The sequence below is a fragment of the Planctomycetota bacterium genome (assembly GCA_039182125.1).
In the GTDB taxonomy this organism is placed as follows: domain Bacteria; phylum Planctomycetota; class Phycisphaerae; order Tepidisphaerales; family Tepidisphaeraceae; genus JBCDCH01.
Genome location: JBCDCH010000022.1, coordinates 1 through 14,596, shown reverse-complemented (window position 1 = coordinate 14,596; position 14,596 = coordinate 1). Strand labels below are relative to the sequence as shown.

Below are 14,596 nucleotides of genomic sequence, written 5' to 3'. Positions count from 1 at the left end.
TTGTGACCGTTAGTCAGACTTCACTACGTTGGACAATCTCGAAGCCGCGGCCACTTCGCCGAGCGGCTCTCATCATTACCATCGGTCGCGTTTCCGCGCGGCCAAACAAGGAGAGACTGTGTACTCACTGAAAACTATCACGACCGTCTCGGTCGCTGCGTTTGCGGCACTGGGCACGCTTCAACTCGCCTCGACCGCTTCGGCGCAGACCGTCTCGGTCACCGTCGAGAACCTTCAGCCGGCCGGCGGCGTGTCGCTGACGCCCTTCTGGATCGGCCTGCACGACGGCACCTTCGACAGTTATGACGGCGGCAGCTTGCTGAACCCGGATTTTGCCTTCCTGGAAAGCCTCGCCGAACTCGGCGCGACGGCTGACATCGCCGCGGCCTTTGCCGCCAGTAACCCCGAAGGTATCGACACCACCCTGGCCAGCGGCAACGCCGTCCCCGTTTTCAGCCCCGGCGACAGCGCGACCTTTGACTTTGTCGTCTCTGACCCAACGGAGCAACGCTTCTTCAGCTACGCCAGCATGGTCGTGCCCAGCAACGACCTCTTCGTCGCCAACGGCAATCCAGTCGCCAACGAAGTCTTCGACGCGGCTGGTAACTTCAACGGCCCCTTCACCATTGAAATCTTCGGCAGCGGCATCAACGACGCCGGCACCGAACTCAACGACGTCTTCGACGGCCCCGCCTTCGTCATCAACCAGCCCGGCCCCGGCGGCACGCCGCAAAACCAGGTCGTCACCAACTACTTCGACCTCGAGCCCGAGGGCGACTACCTGCAGACGCTCATCGGCATCGTCACCCCGGTCGGCACCGTCACGAGCGTACCCGGCGAGTTCGACCTGGTCGGCCGCATCACCGTCGCCGTGCCGGAGCCCGGCACAGCTGGCGTGCTCGGCGTCGCGGGGCTGACGCTCCTGCGTCGTCGTCGTGCGTGATGCTGTGAGAACGAGTTTCGCGCTCTTGCGGGACCAGTCCCTGCGGCTATCGCGTGATCTGCGAGTCTACCGCTGACTAGCAATCACGACGAGCGACTTCATTTTCTTCTGACGAAGCTAGGCCTGCCTCGTTGTGAAGCGGGCCTAGCTTCGTTGGGTCAGACCGTAGACGGACGTTTTGCCGTCCCGCCGAGATCTTCGACATGAATCAATGACAGCTTCTGCAGGCACGCATGGTGTTGTAACCATGTCACAGTCCTAGCTGTCCTCACCAGACTTGGAGAAATGAATGAGAAGCACCCCGCTTCATACAATGACAGTGATCGCTGGCCTGGCCTTGGCCCACACGGCCGTCGGTCAGACGGTTTCCACCGAATTCAACACCATCGACGGCTTCGTCACCGGTCCGATCAACGGTGCCGATTCCGCAGCCGGTGTATTCGACGACGTGACGCTCGAAAGCGACGGCTTCGAGGTCACCTTCGGCGGCGGTCAGCAGCAGCAGTCGTTCGACGGCCCAAGCTACAACATCGGCCCGGCAGCATACCTGTTCGTCAACACCGGCGGCGGCGATGCCGTTTTCACCGGCTCCTTCGGCAACACCCTGACCGGCGGCGCCAACAACGGCGACCAGACGGGCTCGATCACCTTCAGCGGCCTCGGCGCGGCGGAGGTCTCTTTCTTCGGTGCCAACCGCGCCAACGGGGCGGCAGCGACCCTCGACATCTTCGACGTCGAAGGCACGCTCCTGCTCGAAGACTTCGAGATCGCCAGCGGCTCGGTCAGTGACAATGAATTCGTGTTCACTGCGGCCAATCTGGGTGGAGCGATCGGCGAGATCACCTTCGACCTGCCCGGCCCTGCCGCCAACCCGCCGTATGTCCTGGCGATTGACACCTTCTCCGCCACGGCCGTCGTCCCCGAACCGACTTCCCTCGGTCTACTCGGCCTTGCCGGTCTCGGCCTCATGACACGCCGTCGGCGCGTCTGAGATAGCCGAACTCAACACACCAAACGGGAGACGGTCCTGAAAAGGGCCGTCTCTCTTTTTGAACTCGAACGGGTCAGGAGTCGCCGCCAATCTTGGTCTGACAGATCAAGCACACCCCGTCGACTGTGACTCCTGGCCCCTTCCGCCTTCCGGCGATGCATCGCGGTGCCGAGTCGCCTTGACGCCCGGACACACATAAACCCCAGCATTTGCCAGGGTTTATGCGTCGCTATGCGTTTCGATGCCGTTAGGCGTTTGTAGTGGAGGCGGGGGGAATCGAACCCCCGTCCCGGGATAACCCGAATGACGGCTTCTACATGCGTAGTCGTCTGTTTGATCTCGCTACCACGGACGGGAGGCGACGCCCTGCCGTGGTGGCCAGTTGTCTAAATCTCGCCGTGATGCCGACAACGGCTCATCACGGCCAGCTCGCTGGTTGTCGGATCAAGCGCTCGCGAGCACTTCACTTGACCCGTCGGCGGCACTTAGGCGGCCAGGGTTACAGGGGCATCGAAGCCGATGCGACCTGCGACTGCATTGGTGTTGGCAGTTATGGTTTTGCCCACTTTTTAACGAGGCCTGTTGGGCGTCCTCGGCATGCCACCGCCACCGTAGCCATCCGGTCGAAGCCGGTCGCCCCCGGTGACGTCGATCAGAACGTCGCGTGACGGAACGCCCGCCACAGACTGATTGTACGCCATGGCCAGCAGCATGTTCAATTCTGCTTCTCATTCTCATGCTCAAGGGTGAGGCACGGTTGAGCATGAGAATGAGAGGGAGTGCCCGACACGACATGGGGTGCTAGTCGGGCTCGACGGGGAGGCTATAGAAGCACTGGCGTCCTTCGCCGCGACGGGTGCGGACGCCGATGGTGCCGCAAGCACGCCGGAAGGTCGCCATGCTCATTCCCGCCTCACCCAATGCCAGGTGCATAACCCGTCCGGGGATCTCGCCATCGGCGAGTTTGTCGCGGACGAAGTCGATCATCTCTTCGAGCTTGGTCGGGCCGTCCTCGAAGGCTTCATGGTCGAGGCGGCGCAGCACGTGAGAGGCGTCAACCTCGCCCGGTTCGAGCAGTGCCACCGGCGTATCGGGGTCGGTCGGGTTGGTGGTGAGGGTGTAGGCACGTCCGGCCTGATCGCCCGAGAGGTTGTTCTTCACCGGCACGATCAACCGGCGGCGCTCGTCGTCGGGACTCTTGGTCAGCAGCAGCCCGACCCGCGCCGCGGCCATGAATGCCAAACTACCCATCGAACGGTAGACGGCCTTGCCGGTACCACCCTTGGAGAGGTGGGTGATGAGCACGACGCAAGCGCCAGTCCGTGTGGCCAACTCCGCCAGCGGCTTGAGCATGCCGCGCACTTCGGCATTGGAGTGTCCGTCCGAGCCGGACATGAACGCGCTAACCGGATCGATCACGATCAGGCGCAACTTGGGCGGCCCGATCTGATTAGGCCCGATCTGCTCCGGCCCGGTCGGATCCTTGTCGTCCTCGACGTCGAAAGGGTCGGCCTGCCGGCGTTGCTTGGCTTGCCAGTCTTCATGCCGTTGGCGGTGGGTGGACTTGATGGTCTGGATGAGTTGGTCGATGGCCTGGGTGTCGCGCAGGTCGAAGCCCCGATCCCGGCCGTTCTCGTCGATCATGTCGGCGCAGCCCACCCGCGAGGGGCAGCCCCCCGCCGCCATGATCCGTGGCAGGGTGGTGTCGGCCGGGTCGTCCTCGGCGCTAATGAACAACGCGTAGCCCCTTGGACATTTTCCGCCGTCGGGCCACCTGCCCCCCGTGCTGACCTGCGCACAGATTTTTGCCGCGAGCAGGCTCTTGCCCTGGCCCGGATCACCCGCGAGCACCACCAACTTTCCGGCCGGGAGCATCCCCGGCCAAAGCCAGCGAACTTTCGTGGGCCGAACGTCCGAGAGGAACCGGGCGTTGAGCTGGGTCGGGCCGTGTTGAGTCGGGCTGACCGAAGCCGACGCGGTCGCGTCGGCCGACAATGCGCCCTCCTCCTCGGCGTTCTCGACAAGAACGGAGGTGGCGCAACGACGTGTGATGGGTTGTGGTTTCACACAAGCCAGGCCGGCATTGCGCGCCTCGCCCCATGACGCGCTGTTTTCCGATTCGTTCTCATTCTCATGCTCAACCGTGCCTCACCCTTGAGCATGAGAATGAGAAGCAGAACTCCCGCCCCCGGTTATCCCGCCCCCCCGGTCATCCCGCCCCGGTCATCCTGCCGACAGACGCCCCACCGTGCGCATGTCCGCGATGAAGTCGCGCTTGGCCTGGGCTTGGCGGGGCTCGTTGGGGATGCGCAGGATCGCGCTGGGGTGGATGGTGGCCATGAACTTCTCGGCGTAGCGGCACCTCATCACCTGGCCGCGACTCTGCGTGACGCGGAACTGCCGGCCCATGATCGCCTGTGCGGCCGTTGCGCCCAGGGCGACGATGAGCGTCGGCTTGATCGTGTCGAGTTCGGCACGGAGCCAGGGCATGCAGGCGTTGACCTCGCGGGCGGCGGGTGTGCGGTGCAGGCGAAGTCGGCCGCGCTGCTCGAACTTGAAGTGCTTGACGGTGTTGGTGACGTACACCCGCTTACGATCGACGCCGGCTTCGGCGAGGAGTTCGTCCATGAGTTGCCCGGCGGGTCCGACGAACGGCCGGCCGGCGAGGTCTTCCTTGTCGCCGGGTTGCTCGCCGACGAACACGATCGGCGCGTCGGTCGGACCCTCACCGAAAACCGTCTGCGTTGCGGCCTCGCACAGATCGCAGCCACGGCAACCCGCCGCCGCTTCGCGCAACACCGGCAAGCTGCGGTCGACGGGAACGAAGTCGGCGGCGGAGCGCGTCGGTTGTGCCGTGGCTTTGACCATGGCCTGCACCCGCTGCGGCGCGTCGGCGAGCATCCGTGGCATCGCCCGCGTCTCCGGCAACAAATCCCAGAACCGCTGCGGCATTTCCTTCTTCATCGCATTCATCTTGATCCGGGCGGGGTTGAAGATGGACGCGTAGTAAGTCTGCCAGAGGTCTTCGAACTGATCATCGGTGGGCGCCTGGTCGCGTGGGACGCCTGGGCCAAACGTGAGGTGCTCGCCGTCCCACGTCGCCGACTCGTCGGGCGCGAGGATGGCCCAGCGCATCGCCCGGTAGCGTTCGACGAAGTGCGGTGCCGAGAGCGGCAACGTGTAGTGATCGGGGCGATACCACGCAACCATCCGACCGTCCCCCATCTCATCATTTACTTCGCGGAACCGCACGAACGCATGTGTCTTGTGGCGGTCGAAGCGGATTTGCTTTTCCATCCGAGCGAGCCGGGACACGTCGTCATCAGTCGCGAGATCGAGGACGTGCCGCTCGCCCTTGGTGACGCGACGGATCAGGCGATACAGCAACGCCCAGCGTTGTTCGTCGCGGTGGTGGGCGACGAGCTTGACAGCGCTGGCGAACTGCGGCGGCAGGTTGAGCGGCCGACTTTCCACGCCCGATGGCAACGGGTCGCCGCCGAAGAGCGATGCCTCCTCAAAGCTCACTCCCGCCGGCTCGACATCCAATGCGACGAGCGTCCGCACCGCCCTGCGGAACGCCGCAAAGTCGCGACCGATCGGCACATGAAACATCAACCTAACGATAGGCGCGAGCCGCCTCGATCTGGTACATTCCCAGACGTGAAACGCTCCACCCTCACTGCCGTCGGGACGCTCGTGATGCTCGCATCGGTCGGCGCGCACGACCCCAAGCGGGCGGTGCTGGTTCGGGCCGACTTCGATCCGCACGGGTACGCCTACAGCTTCGCCTACCAAGGCCACGACTACGTCGGTGAGCCGCAACACGCCCACGAGATCGTCGAACGCAACGGCTCGAAGGTGCTCCGAGGGAGTGCCGACTTCTCGGCCCTCGAACTCTTCGGCGAGGACGCGTTCAGCGGACGTTACTTCGGCTTCGGCGTGGGTACCGGCGCGTTCGTCGCCGACGAAAAAGCCGCGACCGTCGAATCGCCCCGCGCCTACGTCCTTCACTTCGACATCGGCTTCGAGGGCGCGACCGGAACCTTCCTCGACTTCATGGTCACCGCCAACTTCCAGACGTATGACGGTGAGAAAAACGTCGAAGTGATCGAGCTCACCGCCGACCGGCCGTCCTACGACCTCAACGCCGGTGGCATGCAATCGTTCGTCGTCCAGCTCAAAAACATCGAGCGCGGCAACCTCGACGATCTCAACGCCGTCCTCGCCGCCGGCGAACTCTCCAACATCGACGTCAGCTTCCTCGCCGACGGCGAGAAGTTCGGCTTCGACACCGACAACGCCATTCTCATCGACAACGTCGTGCTCGTCGGCCCGGTGCAATGAGCGCAGGCGCAATGAGCGCCAGCCGAGTGAGATCAGTACGGCCCGCGGATGTGGGCGTGGACTTCATCGCGGTAGAGCCCGTGCAATGCCGCGTGCTGCGCGTCGGTCAGGCTCGGTAAGTCACTTGCGGCGGCGTTGTCGCGGACTTGATCCGGCCGGCTCGCGCCGGCGATGACCGTCGTCACCGCGTCGTGATCCAACACCCACCGCAATGCCGCCTGAGCCATGGACGCGCCCTCGGTCCGCAAGTGCGGCCAGGCGGCTTCGGCGAGTTCGACGCCCTTCTCGAACGGCAAACCGGCGAACGTCTCGCCCACGTTGAACGCCGCGCCGTCACGGTTGAAGTGGCGGTGATCCTCGTCGCGAAACGTGGTGCCCTTCTCGAACTTCCCCGCGAGTAGTCCGCTCGCCAGTGGTAGCCGCACGATCAGCGCGACGCCCTGCTCCTCGGCCATGTCGAACAGCGGTTGGATCACTTTCTGGCGAAACACGTTGAAGATGATCTGCAACGACGCGAGGTCGTCATGCCGCAGGCAAATCATGGCCTGCTCGACCGACTCCACACTCGCCCCAAAAGCCTTGATCTTGCCGGCATCGCGCAGCCGGCGCAGTGCGTCGAAGCAGCCGCCGTCGCGGAGCAGATCGGTGTCGATGCAGTGCAACTGCGTGAGGTCGATCGCCCCGACGCCAAGGTTGGCAAGCGAGCGCTCGGTGTAGGCGGCAAGGCGTTCGTAGCTGACCGTCGCCGGGTCGGTCGGATCACCACGACGGCCGAGCTTGGTCGCGACGGTGACATTGGCATCGCGCTCGCGCAGGAATCGGCCGATGAGCTTTTCTGACCGGCCGTCGCCGTAAACGTCGGCGGTGTCGAAGAAATCAACACCACCCTCCCGGGCGGCGACGAGAACGTCGAGCGCGGTCTCGTCGGTGACCTCGCCCCAGTTGCCCCCGATCTGCCAGCAGCCCAGTCCCATCTCGGACACGTCACGATTCAACGCGGTAAACCGCCGGTGCTTCATGCGTCCGATCATGCCACATGACGATCCGTGCTCAAACCCCGGCACCCACTGAGAATGAGAAGCAAACTTGGAGTGTGTCACACTTCGCCGCTCAGCGAGCTCGCCTGCAGGTCAAACAGTTCCAGTTGCTTGGGCTTGGTGATTCGCAGTTTTAGGTCGTCGGCGTCAAGGTGCTTGGTGGCTGGATTGCGATCGGCCACGACGACCCAGGGCAGCACCTTCTTGAGCGAGACGCGTAGCTTTTGCAGGTCGTCGCTTCGGACCGGTTGCCAGCGTCGCATCTTCAGGATGCGGCCGACCGTGCGTTTGCCCAGACCGGGGACGCGGAGCATGCGTTGTGGGCTGGCCGTGTTGAGGTTGACCGGGAAGTACGCCCGGTTACGCAAAGCCCACGCGAGTTTGGGGTCGATTTCCAGCGGCAGGTTCGGCTCACTCTTGGTGGTGATCTCATCAACACGAAAGCCATAGAACCGCAACAACCAATCGGACTGGTAGAGCCGATGCTCACGAACCAGCGGCGGCTTTTGCAGCGGCAAGCGATCGTCGCCGTGCGGGATCGGGCTGAATGCGGAGTAGTAGACGCGCTTGAGTTGATGCTCGCTGTAAAGACGGTTGGACTGGTCGAGGATGTCGGCATCGGTGGCCGCGGTCGCGCCAACGATCATCTGCGTGGACTGACCGGCGGGCGCGAACTTCGGAGCTTTGCGTTCGGCCTTGGCTTCGTCGATGCCGGTCTTGAGCGTGGCCATCGTCGCGTCGGCATCGGCAATCTTCTTTTCAGGGGCAAGCGTGTCGAGGTCGGCCTGGCGCGGCATTTCGATGTTGGCGCTGAGCCGATCCGCCCAACGCCCCGCCTCGGCTAACAACTCCGGCGACGCCAGCGGCACCGCCTTGAGGTGGATGTAACCGTTGTACTTATGCGTCGACCGCAACGTCTTCGCCACGGCGATGAGTTGCTCCATGGTGTAATCGACATCGCGGATGATGCCGGAGCTAAGAAAAAGGCCCTCGATGTAGTTTCGCTTGTAGAAATCGAGCGTCAGATTCACGACCTCGTCAACCATGAAACGGGCGCGCTCGACGTCGGAAGAAACACGATTGACACAGTACTTGCAGTCGTAAATGCAGTAGTTGGTCAGTAAAATTTTGAGTAGCGAGACGCAGCGGCCGTCGGGCGTGTAGGAATGGCAAATGCCGACGCCAGTGTTATTACCGAGGCCGCCGTCATTCTTGCCGCGTCGACGAGCGCCCGACGAGGAGCAGGACGCGTCATACTTGGCCGCATCGGCGAGGATGCGGAGCTTGACCGGCACGGATTGGCTTGCCTGAGCCATACACCATCATCCTACCGGCAACGGTGGGGGCGGATCAGGTCAAACACCACGGGTTGTGGTTTGTTTTGAAGGATCGGACAAGGTGAGTGCGAGGAAGCTCACAATACGATCAAAGGATGCGGGCTTGCGGAAGAATGCCACCGACTCGGGCAGATCATGAAGTGCGGCCCGATCCTGGGCTGTCACCAACGCGAGTCGGACCGCCGCATCGAAACTTTCCAGCCACTGGAGGAACGAAAGACCGTCCGCCCCGGGCAGGTTGTAGTCGACGAGGACGGCTTGAGGGCGAGCGGCCACGGGCGTTGACCGGACCAGCCGGGCGGCGGCCTCGGCGTCGCCGACCTGCGTCACTTTGACGCCCAGACGGCCCAGCAGGTGATTGAGCGCGACCCGCGAGGCTACCTCGTCCTCGACCACCATGACACGTAGCCCCCGTAAATCGGGCAGCACTCTCACATGTGTGGCGGGAACGAGAGACTGTCTGGAGGACGCATCCACGCACGAATGCACACACATGGCGTGCCGCGACGCCGATTGGCGCCGGAAAATTCACGCGAACTTTCAAAGTTCGTGGATCAGATTCCTTATCGCCGAGTCCGATTATGCGGCAACACCCCCGGCTGCGACGGGGTGGCGTTGTCCTGCGGGTCAACGCTGCCATGATGTCGCCATGGCTTCTGCTCCATCCAAGGGCGACGGTTCGCCCAACACCGCCCGCCACGCCGACCGCCAACGCCACCATCGCGGCTCCTTCCGCCGCGCCCATCACAAGGACCAGCACGACGGCGACGCTCCGAAACTCGGCCCGCTGCCCGACAACCCCCGCGTGCCGACCGGTAAAGCCGTGCTGATCGACAACGACGCCGACCTCATCGACGCCCTGGGGCGGATGCGCCAGACTGACGGGATCGCCTACGACACCGAGTTCATCGGCGAGTCGAGCTACCACCCCCTGCTTTGTGTGATCCAGCTCTCAACCGTCGACGAAATCGTCCTGGTCGACCCGCTTGCGGACATCGACATCACACCAATCTGGGAGCTGCTCGCCGATGCGGCGGTGCGTAAGTGGGTGCATGCCGGCGAACAGGACCTGGAGCCGGTCGTGCGACACCTCGGCCGGCCGGCGGCGAACGTGCTCGACACGCAGATCGCGGCGGGCTTCTGCCACATGGCGTATCCCGTATCACTCGCGAAGCTCACCGCCGAACTGCTCGGCTACCGGCCGGGCAAGGGGCTGACCTTCACCGACTGGTCCGAGCGACCGCTTTCGGGGCGGCAGCTTCACTACGCGGCCGACGATGTGCGGTTCCTGCCGGCGATGGCGGCGATCCTGGAGCAGCGCCTCGCCGACGCTGGGCACGCCGACCACGCCCAGACCGAGGCCGACGCGCTCTGCTCGCTCGATCGACACCGCTTCGATCTCGACGACGCGACCGGCCGGGTCAAATCCGCCGGCTCACTCACACCCGCGCAAAAGTGCGTTCTGCGCGAACTCGTCGCTTGGCGCGATCAACGTAGCCGCGACAACGACCTGCCGCCGCGGGCGTTTGTGAAAGACGAGGTGCTGATCTATCTGAGCCGAAAGCGCAAGCTCAAGGTGAGCGAACTCAGCGGGATCAAGTTCATGCCCCGGCCGGTCGCGCAAGACTTCGGCGACGAGATCGTCGCGGCATGGCAGGCGGGCACCGCCGAGGCCGAGAACGCCCCGCCGCCGCCGAAGATCCCCGACGAGCCGACACCAACCGAGCGGTTCCACGCCAGTGCCTTTCACGCCGCCGTGGCCGCCCTTTGCCACAGCCGCGGGATCGACCCGGACCTCGTCGCCAGCCGGCAGGAAACCATGAAGATCGCCCACCGCCACCTCTCGGGTCGGTCGATCGACGGGCTCCCGATGTTCAACGGATGGCGCGGCGTGGCGGTCGGCGAGTCCGTGAAAGGCCTGCTCGACGGGGTCGATGTCCACATCAGCTGGAAACCGTAGAATCCGCCATGCCCGTCTACGAATACGCCTGCAAGTGTGGCCATCGGTTCGAGAAGCTGGCCAAGTCTATGAGCAGCCGCGACAAGGCCGACTGCCCCAAGTGCGACGTCAAGGCCGAGCGCGTCCTGAGTGTCATGTCGGTCGGCAGCGGCGAAAAGGAAGCCGAACCACAACTCCCCACCTGCGGCACCTGCGGCATCCCCGGCGGGCCATGTGCGATGAACTGATCCGTCGCACGATTCGGCCACGTGCGACTCGCCGTTACGGCTCCAGCGAACGACACCACCACCGTTCCTGCGGGTGACCAAACCGAGCTGACCGACGTGGTGCGCCGCGTGGCGGAGGTTGTAGATCAGCACGTCCAGCCGGGTGCCTTCGATGTGCCCGAACGGGCTCGGCTCGTCCATGTCGAGCGCGTCGATTACCTGATGTGCGTGGGCTTTCACGTCGGTGAGATACTGGCGGATCGTGGCTTTGTCGTACGTCACGTCCGGCGGTTCGAACATCGTGCCGTCGGGCTTCTTCCATGGCTCGAACAGGAACGCCCCATCGTGGGCAAATGACGCAAGCTCATGGGCATCCCAACCGGGGCACAAGTACGCTTCGGTGAAGTGCAAGCCGTGGTAAGCGAGCTTCCAACCGGCCGGGCCAACGCTGGCGTCGGTCCATGCGTCGTCGGGGCACTGCATGATCGCGGCGTCGAGCATGGCGAACATCGCGTCGTATTGGCGGATCAGCGCGGACTTGAGCGGGTCGGGCATGGCGAGAGGCTACCGCGCCGGCTACGGTGCTGCCATGCTCATCAGCCGCAACTGGCTTGCCGATTTCATCGACGGACCCGTCCCGCCCACCGCCGACATCGTCGACAAACTCACGATGGCCGGCTTCCCGATCGAGGACGTCCAGGAGCTCGGGTCCACGCTGGACAACGACACCGTCTACGACGTCGAAGTCACGTCCAATCGCCCGGACATGCTCAGCCATGAGGGCGTTGGCCGCGAGGTGTGCGCGCTGTTCGGGCTAACGTTCAAGCCGTTGACGTTTGAGCTGACCGAGAGCGACGAAGCATCGAGCGATGCGGTGGGCGTGGAGATTCGCACGGACCTTTGCCCGCACTTCACCGCGCGTGTGCTGCGCGGTGTCAAGGTCGGCCCCTCGCCCGACTGGCTCCGCAAGCGCCTCGAAGCCGTCGGCCAGCGTGCGATCAACAACGTCGTCGACGTGACCAACTACGTCATGCTCGCGATCGGCCAACCGAGCCACGCGTTCGACTTCGCCAAGGTCGCCGGTGACACAGTCACTAGCGGCAAGCTGATCATCCGCCATGCGACCGACGGCGAGCAGCTCACGACGCTCGACGACCATCCGCGCAAGCTCACGCCGGACATGCTCGTGGTCGCCGACACCGAGAAGGCGTCGAGCCTCGCCGGCGTCATGGGCGGGGCCGACAGCGAAGTGTCCGACGCGACCGACACGGTGCTGCTCGAATGTGCCCGCTGGGACCCGCTCAACATCCGCACCGTCGCCCGGCACTTCGCGCTGCACTCCGAAGCGAGCTACCGCTTCGAGCGCGGCGTCCCGGCGAACTGGCCCAAGCGTGGCAGCGACTACAACGCCGCGCTCATGCAGCAGATCACCGGTTGCACCGTGACCAAGGGATACAGCGAGGCGGGCAGCGACGCCCACGAGCCGCCGGTCGTCACGGTGGACCTCGGCAACGTTGAGCGCCTTCTGGGCATTCCCGTGGGCGGCGACGAGGCGAGCAAGGTTCTCGCCGCGTTCGACCTGCAACCGCAGCGCTCGGGCGACTTGATCCAATGCACCGCCCCGCCACACCGGCAGGACATTCGCATCGAGGCCGACCTGATCGAAGAGATCGCCCGCGGCATCGGCTACGAACGCATTCCCACCCGCGAGAAGATCGAGATCATCGCCAAGCCCGCGTCCCCCGAACGACGGGCGACCGACTTGATCCGCCGAACCCTGGTTGCCAGCGGTTGGTTCGAGTCGGTGACCTTCAGCTTCGCGAGCGATGCGGTGGCGAGTGACTTCCTTCCGCCGGACGCGACGGGGTTGCAGCAGGCGGACCCTCGCGTCCGCAAGGCCGACAACGCGCTACGCCCTTCGGTCATCCCCGGCCTGCTCGAAAGCGTCCGCCGCAACGAATCCAACGGCACACCCACCGCCCTGCTTTACGAAATCGGCAGCGCTTTCTGGTACGAGGGCGCCGAGCCGGTCGAACGGGTGAAGCTAGCGCTGGCCGGTGGCGACTTCGCGCACTTGCGAGGCACGCTCGGCACGTTGCTCCACACGCTCGACGGTTCACGCGACATCTCCGTCAAGCCCGACCATCGCAACGGCTTCGGCAAACAGGCGTGCGGCGTGTTGCACTGGGGCGACCAGGCGATCGGCCACGTCGGCATGTGCGGCCGCGGCGTCGCCGACAAGCTCGGCCTGCGCGAACCGGTCGCGGTGGCCGAGCTGGACATCGAACCGCTGCTCGCCGGCCGCGTCGCCGAGCCGGCGCTCGTGCCGATCCCCAAGCTCCCCGCCGTGCGGCGTGACCTGTCGCTGCTGCTGGGCGAAGACGTTGCCTACGCCGACGTCGACGCCGCGATCCGCTCGGCCGACCTGCCCGACCTCGAGACCGTCGAGCACGTCACCACCTACCGCGGCAAGCCGCTCAAGCACGGGCAGAAGTCCCTCACGCTCCAACTGGTCTTCCGTAGCCCTGACAAAACGCTCGTGGGCGAAGACGTCGATACCGCGATGGCCAAAGCCCAGGCGGCGGCCGCGGAAAAGGTCGGCGCGGAAGTTCGCGTGTGACTCCACGCCCACGGCTTCAGCCGTGGGTCCGCGATCGGTTACGCTTGCCGACCCACGGCTGAAGCCGTGGGCGTTCAGTTCTGATTTTCGTTAGCCTGTCGCCATGCAAGACGTGTTCGCCCTCGATCGCTTCGTCATCCGCAAGAAGGTTCTCAAGCTCTTCGGCGGCGCGTTCCATGTGTACGACGCCGACGACAACCTCGTCGGCTACTCCAAGCAGAAGGCGTTCAAGCTCAAGGAAGACATCCGACTCTTCCGCGACGAGGACATGACCGAGCCGTTGCTGGTCATCGGGGCACGCAGCGTCATCGACTTCTCCGCCGCCTACGACGTCATCGACCCGCGCACCAGCGAACACGTCGGCAGCCTGCGGCGTCTCGGGTTCACGTCGATGCTGCGTGATAGCTGGGAAATCCTCGACGCGCACGAGAACGTCATCGGCAAGATCGAAGAGGACAGCACGCTCAAGGCCGTTGTCCGGCGTGTGGGCGATGCCAGTTGGCTCTTCCCGCAAGCCTTTCATGCGGACGTCAACGGGCAGACCGTTTTCATCGCCAAGCAACGGTTCAACCCGTTCGTGGCGAAGATTGATCTCGACTTCAGCATGGACACCGGCCGACTCCTGGACCGCCGACTGGGCTTGGGCGCAGCAGTCCTGCTCGCGGCGATCGAAGGACGCCAGAACTGACCGGCCGTGGGGTACTCCCTTTGGCCACACCCGTGACCACCCTATGACCGCACCGACCCGAGTCACGCCGATCGACGAGCCGCAAGCGATGACGCCGATCGAGGTGGTGCCTTGCCCGCTTTGCGGGGCGGACGTTCCCGACGAGGTGCCGCGCTGTCCGAACTGCGGGTACGCGCTTGCCCACTCGCTCGCCTATGCCAGCGGCTCCGATGACGCGCCGCAATGGTTGGTCGAAGTGAGCCGGCTGCCGTGGCTCGCGTCGTGGAACACGAGCTTGCGCGGCCTGTGGCCGTGGACATTCTGGCAGACCGTCCAACCTCGGCACACGCCCGTCGTCCGGCGACTCGTCGGCTATGGGCTCGGCGCGACGGCGTGGACCGGTGGGCTACTGACGATCTGCTGCGCGGTTGTGCTGACGATCGACACCCACTATCGGAGCAACCGCGGCTGGTTTGGCGGGCAACTCGGCG

General features: G+C 64.6%; 14 protein-coding genes and 1 other RNA gene. 9 read left to right on the top strand and 6 right to left on the bottom strand.

All coding sequences use genetic code 11. From position 1 onward, the window contains the following. The first annotated feature begins 118 nt into the window (after positions 1–118). Entirely contained in the window at positions 119–943 is an 825-nt protein-coding gene (locus AAGD32_07835) for a spondin domain-containing protein (GenBank protein MEM8874156.1), read from the top strand. A gap of 313 nt (positions 944–1,256) precedes the next feature. Further along, entirely contained in the window at positions 1,257–1,934 is a 678-nt protein-coding gene (locus tag AAGD32_07830) for a PEP-CTERM sorting domain-containing protein (protein MEM8874155.1), read from the top strand. 258 nt (positions 1,935–2,192) lie between these two features. Here AAGD32_07830 and ssrA read toward each other — a convergent pair. From ssrA to AAGD32_07815, 3 genes are all read right to left on the bottom strand, one after another. Next, positions 2,193–2,575: a transfer-messenger RNA gene (gene ssrA, locus AAGD32_07825) on the bottom strand. A 160-nt stretch (positions 2,576–2,735) separates the two neighbouring features. Then, positions 2,736–4,001 (bottom strand): AAA family ATPase, encoded by a 1,266-nt coding sequence (locus tag AAGD32_07820; protein ID MEM8874154.1) that lies wholly within the window; start codon positions 3,999–4,001, stop codon positions 2,736–2,738. Positions 4,002–4,157: 156 nt separating this feature from the next. Next, complete coding sequence (locus tag AAGD32_07815; protein ID MEM8874153.1) at positions 4,158–5,546, bottom strand: UdgX family uracil-DNA binding protein; 1,389 nt, start codon at positions 5,544–5,546, stop codon at positions 4,158–4,160. A gap of 48 nt (positions 5,547–5,594) precedes the next feature. Here AAGD32_07815 and AAGD32_07810 point away from each other — a divergent pair, with 48 nt between their 5' ends. After that, complete coding sequence (locus tag AAGD32_07810; GenBank protein MEM8874152.1) at positions 5,595–6,278, top strand: hypothetical protein; 684 nt, start codon at positions 5,595–5,597, stop codon at positions 6,276–6,278. A 32-nt stretch (positions 6,279–6,310) separates the two neighbouring features. Here the strand turns inward: AAGD32_07810 and AAGD32_07805 are convergent, their stop codons facing one another. The 3 genes from AAGD32_07805 to AAGD32_07795 form a co-directional block, all read right to left on the bottom strand. Then, the gene (locus AAGD32_07805; protein MEM8874151.1) at positions 6,311–7,309 is read right to left on the bottom strand and encodes an aldo/keto reductase; all 999 of its coding nucleotides are present in this window, start codon (positions 7,307–7,309) and stop codon (positions 6,311–6,313) included. A 65-nt stretch (positions 7,310–7,374) separates the two neighbouring features. Beyond that, complete coding sequence (locus AAGD32_07800; protein MEM8874150.1) at positions 7,375–8,631, bottom strand: putative DNA modification/repair radical SAM protein; 1,257 nt, start codon at positions 8,629–8,631, stop codon at positions 7,375–7,377. 39 nt (positions 8,632–8,670) lie between these two features. Then, positions 8,671–9,051, bottom strand: coding sequence for a response regulator (locus tag AAGD32_07795; GenBank protein MEM8874149.1), 381 nt, complete (start codon positions 9,049–9,051; stop codon positions 8,671–8,673). Between the two features lie 250 nt (positions 9,052–9,301). Between AAGD32_07795 and AAGD32_07790 the strand changes: the two genes are divergently transcribed. From AAGD32_07790 to AAGD32_07765, 6 genes are all read left to right on the top strand, one after another. Next, complete coding sequence (locus AAGD32_07790) at positions 9,302–10,612, top strand: HRDC domain-containing protein (protein ID MEM8874148.1); 1,311 nt, start codon at positions 9,302–9,304, stop codon at positions 10,610–10,612. An 8-nt stretch (positions 10,613–10,620) separates the two neighbouring features. After that, positions 10,621–10,839 (top strand): zinc ribbon domain-containing protein, encoded by a 219-nt coding sequence (locus AAGD32_07785; GenBank protein MEM8874147.1) that lies wholly within the window; start codon positions 10,621–10,623, stop codon positions 10,837–10,839. Positions 10,840–10,860: 21 nt separating this feature from the next. Next, positions 10,861–11,175, top strand: coding sequence for a hypothetical protein (locus AAGD32_07780; GenBank protein ID MEM8874146.1), 315 nt, complete (start codon positions 10,861–10,863; stop codon positions 11,173–11,175). Between the two features lie 124 nt (positions 11,176–11,299). Beyond that, positions 11,300–13,438, top strand: coding sequence for a phenylalanine--tRNA ligase subunit beta (gene pheT, locus AAGD32_07775; protein ID MEM8874145.1), 2,139 nt, complete (start codon positions 11,300–11,302; stop codon positions 13,436–13,438). A gap of 103 nt (positions 13,439–13,541) precedes the next feature. Next, on the top strand, positions 13,542–14,126 hold the full coding sequence (locus tag AAGD32_07770) for a hypothetical protein (protein MEM8874144.1): 585 nt from the start codon (positions 13,542–13,544) through the stop codon (positions 14,124–14,126). Positions 14,127–14,169: 43 nt separating this feature from the next. Continuing rightward, a partial coding sequence (locus tag AAGD32_07765) for a zinc ribbon domain-containing protein (protein ID MEM8874143.1) occupies positions 14,170–14,596 on the top strand: 427 nt, incomplete at its 3' end.